Annotated in this window: 17 protein-coding genes and 1 pseudogene; 8 read left to right on the top strand and 10 right to left on the bottom strand. The window is 44.4% G+C overall.

The genetic code is table 11. The features are described from left to right. Positions 1-124: 124 nt before the first annotated feature. Entirely contained in the window at positions 125-544 is a 420-nt protein-coding gene (locus tag ACEN9X_RS10760) for a cobalamin B12-binding domain-containing protein (RefSeq protein ID WP_413670371.1), read from the top strand. 5 nt (positions 545-549) lie between these two features. Further along, a complete protein-coding gene (locus tag ACEN9X_RS10755) occupies positions 550-1,332 on the top strand; it encodes an enoyl-CoA hydratase/isomerase family protein (protein ID WP_413670370.1) in 783 nt (260 codons plus the stop codon). 271 nt (positions 1,333-1,603) lie between these two features. On the opposite strand, the gene ACEN9X_RS10750 is transcribed toward ACEN9X_RS10755, so the two are convergent. Both ACEN9X_RS10750 and ACEN9X_RS10745 read right to left on the bottom strand, forming a co-directional pair. Next, positions 1,604-3,262 carry a glutamine--tRNA ligase/YqeY domain fusion protein gene (locus ACEN9X_RS10750; RefSeq protein WP_413670369.1) on the bottom strand — a complete coding sequence of 553 codons (1,659 nt, stop codon included), beginning with the start codon at positions 3,260-3,262 and terminating at the stop codon, positions 1,604-1,606. A gap of 405 nt (positions 3,263-3,667) precedes the next feature. Further along, entirely contained in the window at positions 3,668-4,807 is a 1,140-nt protein-coding gene (locus tag ACEN9X_RS10745) for an NAD(P)/FAD-dependent oxidoreductase (RefSeq protein WP_413670368.1), read from the bottom strand. Between the two features lie 131 nt (positions 4,808-4,938). On the opposite strand from ACEN9X_RS10745, the gene ACEN9X_RS10740 reads away from it, so the two are divergent. Together ACEN9X_RS10740 and ACEN9X_RS10735 are read left to right on the top strand one after the other, a co-directional pair. Continuing rightward, positions 4,939-5,670 (top strand): zinc metallopeptidase, encoded by a 732-nt coding sequence (locus ACEN9X_RS10740; protein ID WP_413670367.1) that lies wholly within the window; start codon positions 4,939-4,941, stop codon positions 5,668-5,670. Between the two features lie 204 nt (positions 5,671-5,874). Then, complete coding sequence (locus tag ACEN9X_RS10735) at positions 5,875-6,813, top strand: YXWGXW repeat-containing protein (RefSeq protein ID WP_413670366.1); 939 nt, start codon at positions 5,875-5,877, stop codon at positions 6,811-6,813. Positions 6,814-6,939: 126 nt separating this feature from the next. Here ACEN9X_RS10735 and apaG read toward each other — a convergent pair whose 3' ends face one another. Both apaG and dusB read right to left on the bottom strand, forming a co-directional pair. Continuing rightward, on the bottom strand, positions 6,940-7,326 hold the full coding sequence (gene apaG / locus ACEN9X_RS10730) for a Co2+/Mg2+ efflux protein ApaG (RefSeq protein ID WP_091210014.1): 387 nt from the start codon (positions 7,324-7,326) through the stop codon (positions 6,940-6,942). A 45-nt stretch (positions 7,327-7,371) separates the two neighbouring features. Further along, on the bottom strand, positions 7,372-8,364 hold the full coding sequence (dusB, locus tag ACEN9X_RS10725; protein WP_413670365.1) for a tRNA dihydrouridine synthase DusB: 993 nt from the start codon (positions 8,362-8,364) through the stop codon (positions 7,372-7,374). Between the two features lie 39 nt (positions 8,365-8,403). On the opposite strand from dusB, the gene ACEN9X_RS10720 reads away from it, so the two are divergent. The 4 genes and pseudogenes from ACEN9X_RS10720 to ACEN9X_RS10705 all read left to right on the top strand — a co-directional run. Continuing rightward, positions 8,404-9,348, top strand: coding sequence for a CPBP family intramembrane glutamic endopeptidase (locus ACEN9X_RS10720; protein WP_413670364.1), 945 nt, complete (start codon positions 8,404-8,406; stop codon positions 9,346-9,348). After that, entirely contained in the window at positions 9,349-9,561 is a 213-nt protein-coding gene (locus tag ACEN9X_RS10715; RefSeq protein WP_413670363.1) for a hypothetical protein, read from the top strand. Then, entirely contained in the window at positions 9,558-10,364 is an 807-nt protein-coding gene (locus ACEN9X_RS10710) for a phosphatidate cytidylyltransferase (protein WP_413670362.1), read from the top strand. Before ACEN9X_RS10715 ends, ACEN9X_RS10710 begins: the two co-directional genes overlap by 4 nt. Before the next feature lie 26 nt (positions 10,365-10,390). Beyond that, positions 10,391-11,044, top strand: a pseudogene (locus tag ACEN9X_RS10705) (phosphatidylserine decarboxylase family protein); the annotation flags it as partial. Positions 11,045-11,791: 747 nt separating this feature from the next. On the opposite strand, the gene rplS reads toward ACEN9X_RS10705, so the two are convergent. The 6 genes from rplS to ACEN9X_RS10675 form a co-directional block, all read right to left on the bottom strand. Next, positions 11,792-12,139: a 50S ribosomal protein L19 gene (gene rplS, locus ACEN9X_RS10700; RefSeq protein ID WP_090532282.1), complete on the bottom strand. Its 348-nt coding sequence runs from the start codon at positions 12,137-12,139 to the stop codon at positions 11,792-11,794. A gap of 202 nt (positions 12,140-12,341) precedes the next feature. Beyond that, on the bottom strand, positions 12,342-12,587 hold the full coding sequence (locus tag ACEN9X_RS10695) for a hypothetical protein (RefSeq protein ID WP_413670361.1): 246 nt from the start codon (positions 12,585-12,587) through the stop codon (positions 12,342-12,344). Positions 12,588-12,592: 5 nt separating this feature from the next. Then, positions 12,593-13,084, bottom strand: coding sequence for a hypothetical protein (locus ACEN9X_RS10690; RefSeq protein ID WP_413670360.1), 492 nt, complete (start codon positions 13,082-13,084; stop codon positions 12,593-12,595). Positions 13,085-13,128: 44 nt separating this feature from the next. Next, complete coding sequence (locus ACEN9X_RS10685) at positions 13,129-13,695, bottom strand: RNA polymerase sigma factor (RefSeq protein WP_413670359.1); 567 nt, start codon at positions 13,693-13,695, stop codon at positions 13,129-13,131. 138 nt (positions 13,696-13,833) lie between these two features. Next, entirely contained in the window at positions 13,834-14,520 is a 687-nt protein-coding gene (trmD, locus tag ACEN9X_RS10680) for a tRNA (guanosine(37)-N1)-methyltransferase TrmD (RefSeq protein WP_413670358.1), read from the bottom strand. A 106-nt stretch (positions 14,521-14,626) separates the two neighbouring features. Beyond that, positions 14,627-14,998 carry a VOC family protein gene (locus ACEN9X_RS10675; protein ID WP_413670357.1) on the bottom strand — a complete coding sequence of 124 codons (372 nt, stop codon included), beginning with the start codon at positions 14,996-14,998 and terminating at the stop codon, positions 14,627-14,629. Positions 14,999-15,034 lie beyond the last annotated feature (36 nt).

The raw sequence follows: 15,034 nt of genomic DNA, 5'->3' as shown, positions 1-15,034 counted from the left end.
CATGCGGGAGACGCATATGATGCGTCTCTACATTTTAAAACAGGTAAATTTAAACAGCCTCTAAGAAACATAAAACAACTTCCATAATTTTCTTACTACATTTACGGAAACCAATAGGTTATTCATGAGTAATACCTTTAACCGACCAATCCGTGTTTTAGTTGCCAAAGTAGGGCTCGATGGGCATGACCGCGGCGCGCGTATTATTGCTACTTCGCTGCGCGATGCAGGTATGGAAGTTATTTATACCGGCTTGCGGCAAACCCCCGAAATGGTGGTTAATACTGCCCTGCAGGAAGATGTGGACGCAATTGGCATCTCCATACTTTCGGGTGCGCATATGACGGTATTTCCCCGCATCATCAATCTCATTAAAGAAAAAGAAATGGATGATGTTTTGGTGACAGGTGGTGGTATTATTCCGCATGAAGATATGCTTGAGCTGCAAAAACTTGGCGTTGGTGAACTTTTCCCTCCCGGTACCAGCACACAGGATATCGTGAAATATATAACCGATTGGGTACATGAACACCGCAATTTTTAATCCCCATGGAATTTCAAAACCTGCTGATAACAAATAAGGGACGGATTCAACAAATTACAATTAACCGCGAAAGCAAGCTGAACGCCCTTAATAAAGATACACTTGCCGAGCTACACACAGCCATTGCCGAAGCTTTTCAAAACCCGGAGGTGGGCGGTGTTATCATTACAGGAGCCGGGCCAAAAGCCTTTGTTGCGGGGGCCGATATCAGCGAGTTTGCTGCACTTGATGCCGATGGCGGCACGCAGCTTTCACGTACTGGCCATACCGAAGTTTTTGATTTGATAGCCAATGGCGGTAAACCGGTAATAGCTGCTGTAAATGGTTTCGCTTTAGGTGGGGGACTTGAACTGGCTATGGCCTGCCATATTCGCATAGCATCTGATAATGCCAAAATGGGTTTGCCCGAAGTTACTTTAGGGCTGATACCCGGTTATGGTGGCACGCAGCGTCTTACGCAATTGGTTGGTAAAGGCAAAGCAATGGAGATGATTCTGACTGCAGATATGATTACAGCGGGAGATGCTCTGCAATATGGACTGGTTACCCACGTAGTTAACCCTGAAGAGCTATTGTCGAAAGCCGAAGAGATCCTGAACAAGATTTTAACCCGTGCCCCGTTGGCGCTTGCCGCGGCCATTCGCAGTATCAATGCTGCTTATACCGATGGTGTTAACGGTTATGAAACCGAAGTTGCCGAGTTTGGCAAATGCTTCGGTACAAAAGATTTTAAAGAGGGCGTTGCCGCGTTTATGGAGAAACGGAAGGCCGAATTTAAAGGGGAATAGATCTATATGGAAGCTAAACGCCTAATGCAGGAAGCTTACTATAAAAGATAAAAAAGCAAGGGCTTGTGCGGTTCCCTCCTTGGGGAGGGTATAGGGAGGGGGTTCATCGACAGCCTATTCGTTTGAAAAAGCGTATAAACTCCTCCCTGCCGCAACGCAACCCAACCGCACCCCTCCCGAGGGAGGGAATTAAAAAAAGCAGGTTGAGCCAAGGGCTCAACCTGCTTTAAAATTTTCAAACTTCCCCTTTTAGGGGCTCGGGGGCGCAGGGCTACTTTTTACCCCAGCCGTCCTTCAACGTTACGGTGCGGTTAAACACCAGTTTATCTTGGGTTGAGTTTTTATCTAAAGTAAAATAGCCTTTGCGCATAAACTGAACCGGTTTGCCTAATTCAGCATTAACCAAATCTGGTTCGATGTATACGGTAGACAATACCTGCAGGCTGTTTGGGTTAATATAATCCTTAAAGTCGCCATCTTCGTTTGACGGGTCTTCTACCTGGAATAAACGGTCGTACAATCTTACCTCGGCAGTTTTAGCGTGTTCAACACTCACCCAGTGGATGGTGCCTTTTACGTTGATGCCGCTGGTGTCATTGCCTGATTTTGATTCGGGCAGATAGCTGCAATGAATTTCGGTGATGTTGCCATCAGCATCTTTAACAATGCTTTCGCCTTTGATGATATATGCATTTTTTAAGCGAACCATCAGCCCGATACCTAAACGAAAGAATTTTTTAGGCGCAACCTCCATAAAGTCTTCACGCTCTATCCACAACTCACGACCGAAAGGAATGTCCCTGCCACCGTCACCACCTTCAACTTCGGGGTTGTTTTCGCCGTGCATCACTTCAGTTTGGCCTTCAGGATAGTTATCCAGGATCAGCTTAACCGGATCAAGCACGGCCATACGGCGCCATGCAGTTTTGTTCAGGTCCTCGCGGATACAAAACTCCAGCAGGCCAACATCTATCATGTTTTCGCGTTTGGCTACACCGATGCGTTCACAAAACTCGCGGATAGAAGCCGGAGTATAACCACGACGGCGTAAACCACTGATAGTAGGCATGCGCGGATCGTCCCAGCCATCAACATGACCTTCTGTAACCAGCTGCAGCAGCTTGCGCTTGCTCATCACCGTATAGTTGAGGTTTAAGCGGGCAAACTCATATTGTTTTGATGGGAAGATATCTAATTTCTCAATAAACCAGTCGTACAACGGACGGTGAGGTACAAACTCCAGCGTACAGATAGAATGTGTGATCTCTTCAATAGCATCCGATTGTCCGTGGGCGAAATCATACATCGGGTAAATGCACCATTTATCGCCTGTGCGGTGGTGATGCGCGTGTTTAATACGGTACATCAGTGGGTCGCGCAGGTGCATGTTTGGCGATGCCAGATCGAGCTTAGCACGCAGTACTTTGGCACCGTCAGGATATTTACCGTCCTTCATATCGGCAAATAGCTGCAGGTTTTCTTCTACCGAACGGCTACGGTATTGGTTAGGCGTACCTGGTTCTGTAGGTGTACCTTTTTGTGCGGCAATTTCTTCGGCGGTGCTGTCATCAACATACGCCAGGTTATTTTTAATCAGTTCAACAGCAAATGCATATAGCTGGTCGAAGTAATCGGAAGCGTAAAGCTCGTTGGCCCAATCAAAGCCAAGCCATTTTACATCTTCTTTAATGCTGTCAACATATTCAACATCCTCTTTAACGGGATTGGTATCGTCAAAACGGAGGTTGGTAAGGCCATTATATTTTTTTGCCAAACCAAAGTTAAGGCAGATTGACTTGGCGTGGCCAATATGCAGGTAACCATTAGGTTCGGGCGGGAAACGGGTAAGTACACGGTTGTCGTTTTTACCGGCAGCCAAATCTTCTTCAACAATTTCCTCTATAAAGTTCAGTGATCTTTCTTCGCTCATAAATTAGTATAGCAATATGGACAAAAGTAACAAAATTTTGTGCGGTGTGTACTAAGAAGTGTATTGCCGGGTGGAGAAGATAAATCTTATAATGACGTGATTATAAGCTATTGATTATTAAGAGTGTTTTTCGATCGGTTTTATAATATGGGCGTTCCCGTTAGCTAACGGGCCGGGCTTTCCGTTGCAAGTCCTCGCCTTTCCTGCCCGCAATCCCTACTCACGCTGTGGGCTTTACACTTCAATCCCTAACGCGGCCCCGCGCACTGTCGCAAAAATGTCTTGTCCTAAAAAAAGTTTACAGGTTAAATGATAAATCCTGTTATGCGTTTACAGCTACTGGCGCAAGTCTTGTGCGGAGGCATGTGTACGGCTGACTTGTGCTTTTCTACTAAAAGTGGAGTTTTATGAACCCAACATCAACTCCGCCACTTCCTCTCCCACCAAACTCCCCATAGCCACGCCCATGCCATTGCACCTAACGGCACAGAAAATGCCGGGCTGTACCTGTTTCACTATCGGGCTGATCTCCTGTCCAAAACCCATGATGCCGCTCCACCAGTAATCAATCTCTACATTTTGTCCGGGAAGGATAACTTCATTCAAATAAGTCATCAATTGCTCTTTAACCTCGTCGGTATGTCCGAAATCCCAGGTTTCTTCGGCTTTGTAATTGAGGTTGCGGCCGCCGCCAAACAATACCCGGTTATCAATATTGCGGAAATAGTAATACCCCTGATTAAAATGGTAAGTGCCCTTCAACTTCAACCCGGCAACAGGTTTGGTCACCATTACCTGTCCGCGGCCGGGTACTACATCCAGCTCGGGATATAGCTGGCTTGCAAATGCATTGGTAGCTAAAACCACTTTGCCGGCTTTAAACACTCCTTGCGATGTGTTTAACCTGATAGCGTTATCTTCCTGCTCAATAGCCGAAATGCTGCAATTGTTAAGCACCAATACACCCAGTTCATATACTTTATATAATAACGCACGCATCATTTTACCGGTGTGGATTTGCCCTTCGAACGGATTGTATATGATATGCTTCACTTTATTGAAGCCAAATGCTGCAATTTTTTCATCAGCTACTGAATAAATGTCAGGTTCGCCTATAGCTTGTTGTAATAATTTATTTAGATGATCTATCTGATCAATACAATCGTGTGCGTGGCTTTCCTCATGGTCCATAAACAGTTCGTGACCGCCGTGTTGATGATAATCTATGTTATTATCCCCTAAGTTTTCCCTCAGACGTTGCAGGCCTTTCCACTTATAAGCCACTAAACGCATGGCTTCAGTTTCGGACGAGTGATTTATTACCTCAATTTGCTCCGAAACTGTACCAAAACACGCGAAACCAGCGTTTTTAGTACTGGCGCCCGATGGTAAAAACCCCCGCTCCAGCACCAAAACTTTTAATGTTGGCTGCCGTTTTTTTAAGTGAAGCGCTGCACTTAAACCCACAATACCGCTGCCTATGATAATAACATCGGCATTATCAGTAAATGCCGTGCGTTCCCAATATGAAAATGATGGCTCCATTACTGTCAAAAGTAAATAATCGGGTTGCAAAAAGGGAATTGTTTAAATAAAGCGGAATAATTTTTGAACAGGTACTGTAACGTTTACAGTGTTTTAAACTACTTAATTTAAAAAATATTTTTAACAATCATATGAATCACATTTCACTAATTATGGGATACATAGCGCCAAACTCGGCCTGGTTCCTGATGATTATTGTTGCCCTGGTAAGCTTTATTGTACAATGGCGGTTCAGGAGTAAATTTAAGCAGTATTCTGAAATTGGCTTAATGTCTGGCTTATCGGGCCAGGAAGTAGCCGTGAAAATGCTGCGCGCCCATGGTATATTTGATGTACAGGTAATTTGCGTTGAAGGACAGCTTACCGACCATTATAATCCCGAAACAAAAACAGTTAACCTGAGCACCGATGTGTTTTACAGTCGGAGCATTGCTGCCGCCGCAGTTGCCGCGCACGAATGCGGCCACGCTGTGCAGCATGCCGAAGCTTATGGCTGGTTAAGTTTCCGCTCGGCAATGGTGCCCGCTATTAACGTGGCATCAACCATTACCCAATGGACTTTGTTTATCGGCATTATGCTGCTGTTCTTTTCAGGCAGTCCTTATGTTTTAGCGGTTGGTGTGGCAGCTTTAGCGCTGGTTACATTTTTTAGCTTTATAACCCTGCCGGTTGAGTTTGATGCCAGTCGCCGCGCATTAGCCTGGCTGGATAACAATTACGCTGTGGTGCAAACCGGGCAGGAACATGAAATGGCTAAAGATGCCCTTTGGTGGGCCGCCATGACCTATGTGGTTGCCGCGCTGAGTGCTTTAGCTACATTGGTTTATTATGCTTCGTTTTTGTTTAATAACAAGAGGAATTAACCCCCTAACCCCCTGAAGGGGGAATGATTGTTGTAATTATAAAGGCCTGTTCCATCCGGAAACAGGCCTTTATGTTTTTAAAATGAGGCTTATTCTCCCCCTTTAGGGGGGCAGGGGGCGAACTTCATGATCCGTTCATTTAACCGGCCAAAACTTAATGTAATGTTCATGTTATGCAGGTAGGTTTGGTTAAAATCATTGATTATGAAAAAGATAACAAGCGTATTGATGGTGCTTTTGATAGTGTCGGTAGCATCAGTTAAAACTTATGCACAAATTAGTGTGGGGATCTCTGTGAATATAGCACCGCCTGTATTGCCAACTTATACACAGCCACCCTGTCCTGTCGACGGATATTTATGGACGCCGGGTTATTGGGCATACGATCAGGATGGCGGATATTATTGGGTGCCGGGCGTATGGGTAAGCCCGCCGGCAGCTGGTTATTTGTGGACGCCAGGCTACTGGGGTTATGACGGCGCCGTTTATGTTTATCATGAAGGATATTGGGGGCATCATATTGGGTTTTATGGCGGTGTAAACTACGGCTACGGTTACGTTGGAACCGGCTATGTGGGCGGTCGCTGGGCCGGTAATTCATTTCAGTATAACACGGCCGTTGTAAACGTTAATAACGCGGTTGTGCATAATACCTATGTCAATAAAACTGTTATCAACAACAACGTTACTGTTAATAATAACAGTTTCAACGGGCCGGGTGGTGTAACCGCAAAACCGCAGCCACAGGAGCGGGCTGCCGAAAAGGAAAATCACATACAGCCTACCGCTGATCAAATTACCCACCGGCAGGTTGCGGTAAAAGACCAAAGTCAGTTTGCAAAAAATAATAACGGACACCCTACTACCGCAGCCATGAACAAGGTTAACGGAAACCGTTTTACACCGGAAGGAAACAGGGCGCAACCATCATCAAGAGCAAATGCCGGGGATGGCCAGGCTCATAACGCTAATGCAGCTCCATCTGCTGATAATTCTGCTAACAGCCACGCTCCTGCCAGGAGGGCAAATATAGCAGCTGTAAATAATGGTGGTGCAAGACCCTCCGGGCAGCATTTTAACAGAGCGCCTCGCAGACAAGCTTCAGCCCCACGCGAAGAAAGGCCGCACAGGGAAAGGCGGTGACGCCCCCTAACCCCCTAAAGGGGGAATAATGATGTATAATATAAAAGCAAAAGCCGAATGAAAAGTCATTCGGCTTTGTTCTATAAATTTCTTTCCTAACTCCCCCTTTAGGAGGCCGGGGGGCGATTAATTCAACCTGTACGGTGCTATCAAATAAAATTCCGGGATCTGTACATTGAAGTTGGCATTATCCAACAGACGGATCATATGATATTCGCCCTTCATGTTGCCCATATCTGTTTTGAGGTTGCAGCCCGATACGTACTCATGCGTGTGGCCCGGTTCAATAACGGGTTGCAAGCCTACTACTCCTTCGCCTTCCACTTCTCGTTTTGCGCCGTTTGAATCAAAGATGTACCAATGGCGGCTCATCAACCTGATGGCGTAGTTGGTCATGTTTTCGATGCTTACCTTATAAGCAAACATAAAATGATCGTTTGCCGGGTTTGAATACTCCGGCTGATATATGGTTTCGATGGAAACCTTAACACCCTCAGTTATAGTGGTAACCATGTGACAAGTATCGTTTATTTCAAATATATAGAAAGGGAGCAAATATTAAGCCATTTCAACAGCATATTTTTCTTCGATCTCGGCCAGGATCTGGTCAACTGCTTCAAGGTCAGGGGCAGTAACAAAACGCATTCTGAACTCCTTGAAATGATCTATCCCTTTAAAGTAGTTAGAGTAATGCCTGCGCATTTCGAAAATGCCTGTTTTAGGGCCTTTCCACTCAATTGATTTGTATAAATGGGCGCGGCAGGCCGCAACGCGTTCGGCAATTGTTGGCTTATCGAGGTATTCGCCGGTTTTAAAATAGTGCTTTATTTCGCGAAAAATCCAGGGGTAACCAATAGCTGCACGACCGATCATCATGCCATCAACCTCATATTCCATGCGCCATGCGGCCGCCTTCTCTGGCGAATCGATGTCTCCATTCCCGAAAATGGGGATTTTTATACGCGGATTTTTCTTGATATCGCGGATCAATGCCCAGTCGGCCACGCCTTTATACATCTGTGCGCGGGTACGGCCATGTATGGTAAGCGCCTTGATACCAACGTCCTGCAGGCGTTCGGCAACTTCGTAAACATTTTTGGTGTTATCGTCCCAGCCAAGGCGGGTTTTTACAGTTACCGGTAAATGTGTTGCATCAACAACCGCCTTGGTCATCGCTACCATTTTATCGATATCCTGCAACAAGCTTGCACCGGCACCACGGCAGGCCACCTGTTTTACCGGGCAGCCATAGTTGATATCCATCAGGTCAGGGCCTGCCAGCGTAGCTATTTCGGTAGCTTCGCGCATGTGATCGATGTCACTGCCGAAGATCTGGATGCCGATAGGCCGCTCGTATTCAAAAATATCAAGCTTCTGCCTGCTTTTTGCCGCGTCGCGGATCAGCCCCTCGCTTGAGATGAACTCTGTATACATCATATCCGCGCCGTTTTGCTTGCATACATAACGAAAGGGTGGATCGCTCACATCCTCCATCGGCGCCAGCAACAGCGGGAACTCACCTAAATCAATATTTCCTATTTGTACAGACATCCTTATCTTTAGCCTGCAAAAATACGAATTTTACATCGAATGATAAAAGCCCCATCTCAAGTACCTCAGCCACAGGGAAGTCAAATAACACCGTTTTTACAGTTTATTATATTAATAGCACTAACTATAGGGATGCTGATTGTGTGCAGTTTAATAGCTGCCGGAATTATCGGGCTGATATTTGGGTCACAAACGCTTACCGATACGTTTACTTTTAACACACGAAATCCGCAGGTTGGTGCCGCTTTATGGACATTGCAGATCATTAGCACCACCTTGCCGTTATATCTTGCCCCTGTAATTTTCGCGCGCTTTATAGTAAAGGAGCCTGTAGATTATTTGAAGGTTACTCCCAAATTTCCACCGGTGCTGTTATTGCTGATTCTATCTATCATGATCTGTTCATCACCGGTTATGGAAGTGCTGGTAAATGTTAACCAGAAGCTGGTTTTGCCGGCCCCCTTAAAAAGCCTGGAAGATGCATTACGTGCCATGGAGGCACAAGCCCAAAAGGCCACGGAAGCCATGCTGCAGATGAAAACAATATCGGACATGCTTTTTGCTGTTTTGGTTGTTGGCTTATTAACTGCTATTGCCGAAGAATTTTTATTCAGGGGATGCCTGCAAACTATCATGATTAGGTGGACAGGAAATCCGCACGCCGCTATTTGGATCACCGCTATATTGTTCAGTGCTTTCCATATGGAGTTTTTTACCTTTTTGCCGCGTGTGGCATTGGGCGTATTTTTTGGCTATTTTGTAATGTGGAGCGGCAGTATCTGGACAAGCGTTTGGGCGCATTTTTTAAATAATGCCACCCAGGTTGTGATCCTGTACCTGTATTCGCAGAAGCGCATCACCCTTGATCCTAATGATCAGCACGTATTTAATTACCAGAGCTATGCTTTAAGCCTGATAATTATTTTAATTTTGCTTTTTATGTACAGAAATACTGCTAAAGGAAAAAGCCCGCTGTTGAGTTAAATGGAAAAAAACTGGGTCAAAATTTTTACTTCAACTAATTTTTACCAATCAGAAATTGTTAAGCAAATGCTTACCGGGAATCATATTGATACCGTTTTGCTGAATAAACAGGATTCATCGCACCGCAACTTTGGCGAAGTAGAGGTTTATATTCACCAGGAGGATTTTAGCAAGGCTATTGAGATCATGATCCTCAATCAAATTAACATATGAAACAACGCGCCATCACTGGCTTATTTTTTATTATCGTAATGATTGGGTCTAATTTGTTAGGTCCATATGTATTTAGTGTTTTTTACCTGTTATTGAGCTTGTTTTGCCTGCTTGAGTTTTACAAACTGGTTAGGCAAGGTGGTATGCAGCCCGAGCGTTTTACCGGGGCGCTTGCCTGCGTAATTATGTTTTTCTTTTTCGCGGCCAACTGCTATTTTCCGGCATATAAATACATTATACTGCTGCCCATACTGCTTAGCTTTATCCCGATAGGCGAGTTGTATAAAAAGTCTGCCGCTCCTTTTACCAATATCGGTTTTACCTATTTAGGTCTATTGATGGCTGTTGTGCCATTCATGTTTTTTCATGCTATGGCTTTTACCCGGGGAGATGGCGTTTTTAACTTTCATGTACCGCTTGGCTTTTTGATTATGCTGTGGAGCAACGATACCGGGGCTTACCTGGTGGGCAGCAAGTTTGGCCGTAATAAACTGTTCGAAAGGCATTCGCCCAAAAAATCATGGGAAGGCTTTATCGGAGGCATCCTCATCTGCGCTTTTGCGGCATATATTTTGAGCCGCTTTTATACAGAGTATAACTGTTTCGATTGGATCATCATGTCGCTTATCATTTCAAACTTTGGCACCATGGGCGATCTGGTCGAATCCATGTTCAAGCGCAGCCTGAACGTAAAAGACTCAGGAGGCATATTACCGGGTCACGGCGGCCTGCTCGATAGGTTTGACGGCTTGCTGATGGCCGCGCCAATTGTATATGCATACCTGTACTTAATTTCAAATTAGTAGTTTTGTATTAAAACCTATAAATAATGACCATACATAAAGAAGGCTATACCTCACTCGCTATTACTATCCTGTTCATTTTTGTTTTAAATGCGCTGATCCAGTTTTACATGCCAACTGCGCATACCCTAAAATGGATAGTTTATATTTTTTCGGGTGCTTTATTTTTGATCATCCTGCAATTTTTTCGCAGTCCGTTCTTCGATATTGAAACCGCCGAAAATACCATCCTGTGCCCAGCTGATGGCAAGGTTGTAGTGATTGAAGAAACTGAAGAAACAGAGTTTTTAAAAGATAAACGCATTCAGCTGTCGGTTTTCATGTCGCCGGTTAATGTGCACGTAAACCGCAACCCAATTGCGGGCGTGGTTAGCTATTTTAAATATCACAAAGGTAAATACCTGGTGGCCTGGCACCCTAAATCATCGACAGAGAATGAGCGCACTACCATCGCTATTGAAAATAGCAAAGGTGTAACGGTATTGTTCAGGCAGATAGCCGGTGCATTGGCCCGCCGTATTGTATGGTATGTAAAAGAGGGTGATATTGTTGATCAGGGCCAGCAGTTTGGCTTTATTAAGTTTGGATCGAGGGTGGATGTTTTCCTGCCCTTGGGTACCAAGATCCTCGTAAATATTGGCGATGTGGTAAAAGGCGGTCGCACCGTTTTAGCTGAGCTGGTTGACGCTGAGCCTTTAAAAGAAGCTTCAAAACCTGATGCAATTGTTGTTCCGGAGCCACCTGCGGCCCCTGTTGAACCTTCCGTTTTGGTAGAAGAAACACCAACAATGAATAGCATTACACCTGCTCCATCGCTTGTTGTTGACAGGCCCGAAGAGGTTGAAAACCCGGCTTTAGAAGAGGGTGCTGAAGAGAAACCTGCTAAAAAGGTATCTGCATCAAAAGCTAAAAAAGTTGACGAGGACGCAGCTAAAGAAGCAGATAGCGAATAATTAACGTTCGTTTTGATTAAGAAAAAGCAGATGGGGAATTCATCTGCTTTTTTTGTGCCTGGATAGCACCCTCTGTCGCAGGTTCGGCGATAGCGTAACCCGTGATCCTGCATTGTTGAAGCTTTCGGCTTTAAATAACCTATTTTTCCTTAGCTCAAGTTTTGTGGGCGGGATAGCTGAGGGGGGAACTTGGGCTTGCCTGTCAAGACTCGGAAAGCACAAGTCGCCAATCGCACATCCCTCCGCTCAAGACTTGCGCTAAGAGTGTTATAAACCGGCGGCAGTTTTGACTTAAAGACTTACGAAATTTCAAAACTTCGTAAGTCTGGGCTTTTGTAACTAAAGGTTTTTGTCTAAAAATCAATCAATTACTATGATATCGGCTTAAAAACCATCATATAGCAAAAGGCCTTACCGAAATTTCTTTCAGAAAGGCCTTTTAATTTTTTATATACCGCTAAGCGGTTGGGTAAATTAAACGCGTTTTGATTTGATACGAGCTGCTTTACCAGTAAGGGCGCGCAGGTAGTATAGTTTTGAACGACGAACTTTACCAACACTGTTAACTTCGATCTTGTCGATGTTTGGAGAGTTAACAGGGAAGATACGCTCAACGCCAATGCCATTTGATACTTTACGCACAGTAAAAGTTTCGCTAACACCAACGCTGTTACGCTGAATTACCACACCCTGGTAAACCTGAACGCGTTCTTTATTTCCTTCTCTGATTTTATAGTGAACACTTACAGTATCACCAGCTTTGAAGGATGGAAGCTGCTTTTTTTCTACTGATTGCTCTTCAACAAATTTTACTAAATCCATGATTTTAAGCTCTTAATGCGATTTTTAGCCCGTAAAAATCGGATTGCAAGTATAGGGATTATTTTCAATAAATGAAAGTCAAATTTAAAAATTTCCACATTTAGTTTTTTTATTAACAACAGGTTGTGGTTTATGCAGACTATTAATAGACTTACGAAGTTTTTAAAACCTCGTAAGTCTTGCCTAAGATTGAGGTTGCTCCTCATTTTTCAATGCTCACAGGCTCCGGCTTTTTCTCCGTGAAATAAGCAATTAAGGTATACACCAATCCAATCAAAAGCAGGTTAAATACAAAATTGATGAGCGTATCGCTTACCGAATGGGAGCGTTTATCGATATCAATAAATGTAAAAACGGCATAGCCAAGTGCAATGGTCAATATGATCCAACCAATGATGGATGCAGGCAGGTAAATGATCCCTTTGCGGGTAAACCAGTTTAGTTTCATGATGATTAGTTTTTGATGGATATGTTTTCTGTCATGGCGAAATTGATGAACACAAGCACAATGGCAAGGCTGATAAGGATCAATAAAATGTTCCATAGTTTTAACCGGATACTGATATTGAGCTCTTTTACTTTGCGCCTTTCGGGATCAATTTGCCTAACCTGTACATGGATAATGGAAAGCAGATTGATAATTATGCAAACGATGGGTAGGATAAACAATACCAGTGGGCCGATATAATCAATGTATGGCATTTTTTCTAACCGCACTATTGTACCGAACATGGCACTGAACCAGTTTGCATTAACGTGGAAATGATAATACATAAATACACATAGCAGGAAATAGCATGGCACTATCACCAGCCATAGCCCCAGGGCGGCCGAACGACCGGCGTTCATAATAGCCATTTTTACCACATCCTGATGTTGGGATGGGTTTACATCGGGTACTTTTAGATTTTCCATTTGCTTTAAAAATTCGTCCTGATCTTTCATGTTAATTACCCTTATAATGCATTAATTGATTTTGGTTGCACTGCTTAAAGCATGTTTCTTAATTTCTCTAATCCGCGCGAAAGCAATGATTTTATGGTGCCTTCATTTTTATCAAGGATCTCGCTGATCTCGGTATTGGTTTTTTGTTCAAAGTAGCGTAATGAAATTACCTCCTGGTATTTGATATCCAGTTTAAGCAGGTTTTGGCGGATGCGATTATAATCGTCATAGGCTTTTAGTTCCCGCTCCATCATTTCGCGCTCATTGCCGGCGTGGTCATGCAGCAGTTTTTCCATCTGCGGGTTTTCCAGCAGTTGCTGTAACGATTCGGGTTTATACTTGTTGCTGCGGTAATATTGGTTAAGCTCGTTAGTAGCAATACGGTAAAGCCACGATGAAATACTTATACCCTTCCATTTAAACGAGCCTATCCTCAAAAAAGCTTTCAGAAAAGTTTCGGCGGCTATATCCCTGGCCAGATCATAATCCCCGCAGCGGCGTATGATATAAGCAAACACAGGTTTATACCAACGGTCAAACACCTGCCCAAAGGCAGCCGGGTTGGTTCGGCATTGTTCAATAAGCTGGGCTTCGGTGTGGTTAGGGTTCATAGCTGCAACGCTACTATAATGCAGTATGCATTAATTGGTTGCAATCTAATTTAAGGAAATTGGTTGAGGGTTTGTAGAGACGCATCACATGCGTCTTCGCTAATCAAGCAGGCAGACGCATGTGATGCGTCTCTACATTTAAATCTCACCCCTATCCAAAAGATCAGGCCTGCGTGTCTTTGTGCGCTCCAATGCCTGTTCGTGGCGCCATTTTTCAATTTCTGGAGTATTACCTCCTAAAAGGATGTCGGGGACTTTGTGGCCGTTCCAGTCGGCTGGACGGGTATAAACCGGGGCATCCAGCAGATCGTCCTGGAAAGAATCAGACAGGGCCGATGTTTCATCGCTCAATACACCGGGGATGAGCCTTACTACAGCGTCGACCAGTACGGCTGCAGGTAGTTCTCCGCCCGAAAGTACATAATCACCTATCGAGATCTCGCGGGTAACATAAATGTCCCTGATGCGCTGATCGATGCCTTTATAATGACCGCAAAGAATAATGATATTTTTTTTGATAGAAAGCTGGTTGGCGATGCGCTGGTTCAGCGTTTCACCATCGGGCGACATGAAAATGATATCATCATAATCACGTTCCGATTTTAGTTTTTCGATACAAGCTGCAAACGGTGGAATGGTCATCACCATGCCGCTGCCTCCGCCGTAAGGGTAATCATCTACGCTTTTTTGCTTGTTGGTAGCATAATCCCTCAGGTTGTGGACAACAATTTCAGAGATTCCTTTTTTTTGCGCACGCTGTAAAATAGAATGTGCAAAAGGACTTTCAAGCAAACCGGGCAAAACAGAGATGATATCGAAACGCATACTTTCTTCAGACTCAGGATAAAAGAATCAGGATGCAAGATTACTGAAAAATGTCCTCTCTCAGAAATCGTCTTGACTCCTGCATCTTGCTTTCTTGATTCTTAGTTCATCCTCTATGCTGATAGATCCCCCATAAATTGCCCGCCGGGTCGGTGAAATGTGCCGTGATCTCCGGGAAATCTTTACCTATAGGCTGGGTTATGATACCGCCGCTGGCTTCAATGAGTTTAAGCGTTGCTGCTGCATCATCAACCATAATGGAGATCAGTAATCCGGCTTTGCCCATAGGCTCGCGACCGGTTACCCACATACCGCTTACCTCGCCCACGCCATCATCAAATGAGGCAAAGCCTTCATTATTGGTGCGAATTTGCCAGCCGAAAACACTTTCAAAAAACTTTGATGATACGCTGATGTCGTTGGCCGGGATCTCGATATAGCATATTTTGCCGTTGCCGTAGGTTGGTTGCTTTGCCATGGAGTGAAGTGGTTAAAGTTGTGCTATAAGAAAAAT

It is taken from the genome of Mucilaginibacter sp. Mucisp86, assembly GCF_047324315.1.
Lineage (GTDB): Bacteria > Bacteroidota > Bacteroidia > Sphingobacteriales > Sphingobacteriaceae > Mucilaginibacter.
The sequence above is the reverse complement of the archived record's forward strand: the minus strand, read 5'-3'. Positions and strand labels throughout refer to the sequence as shown.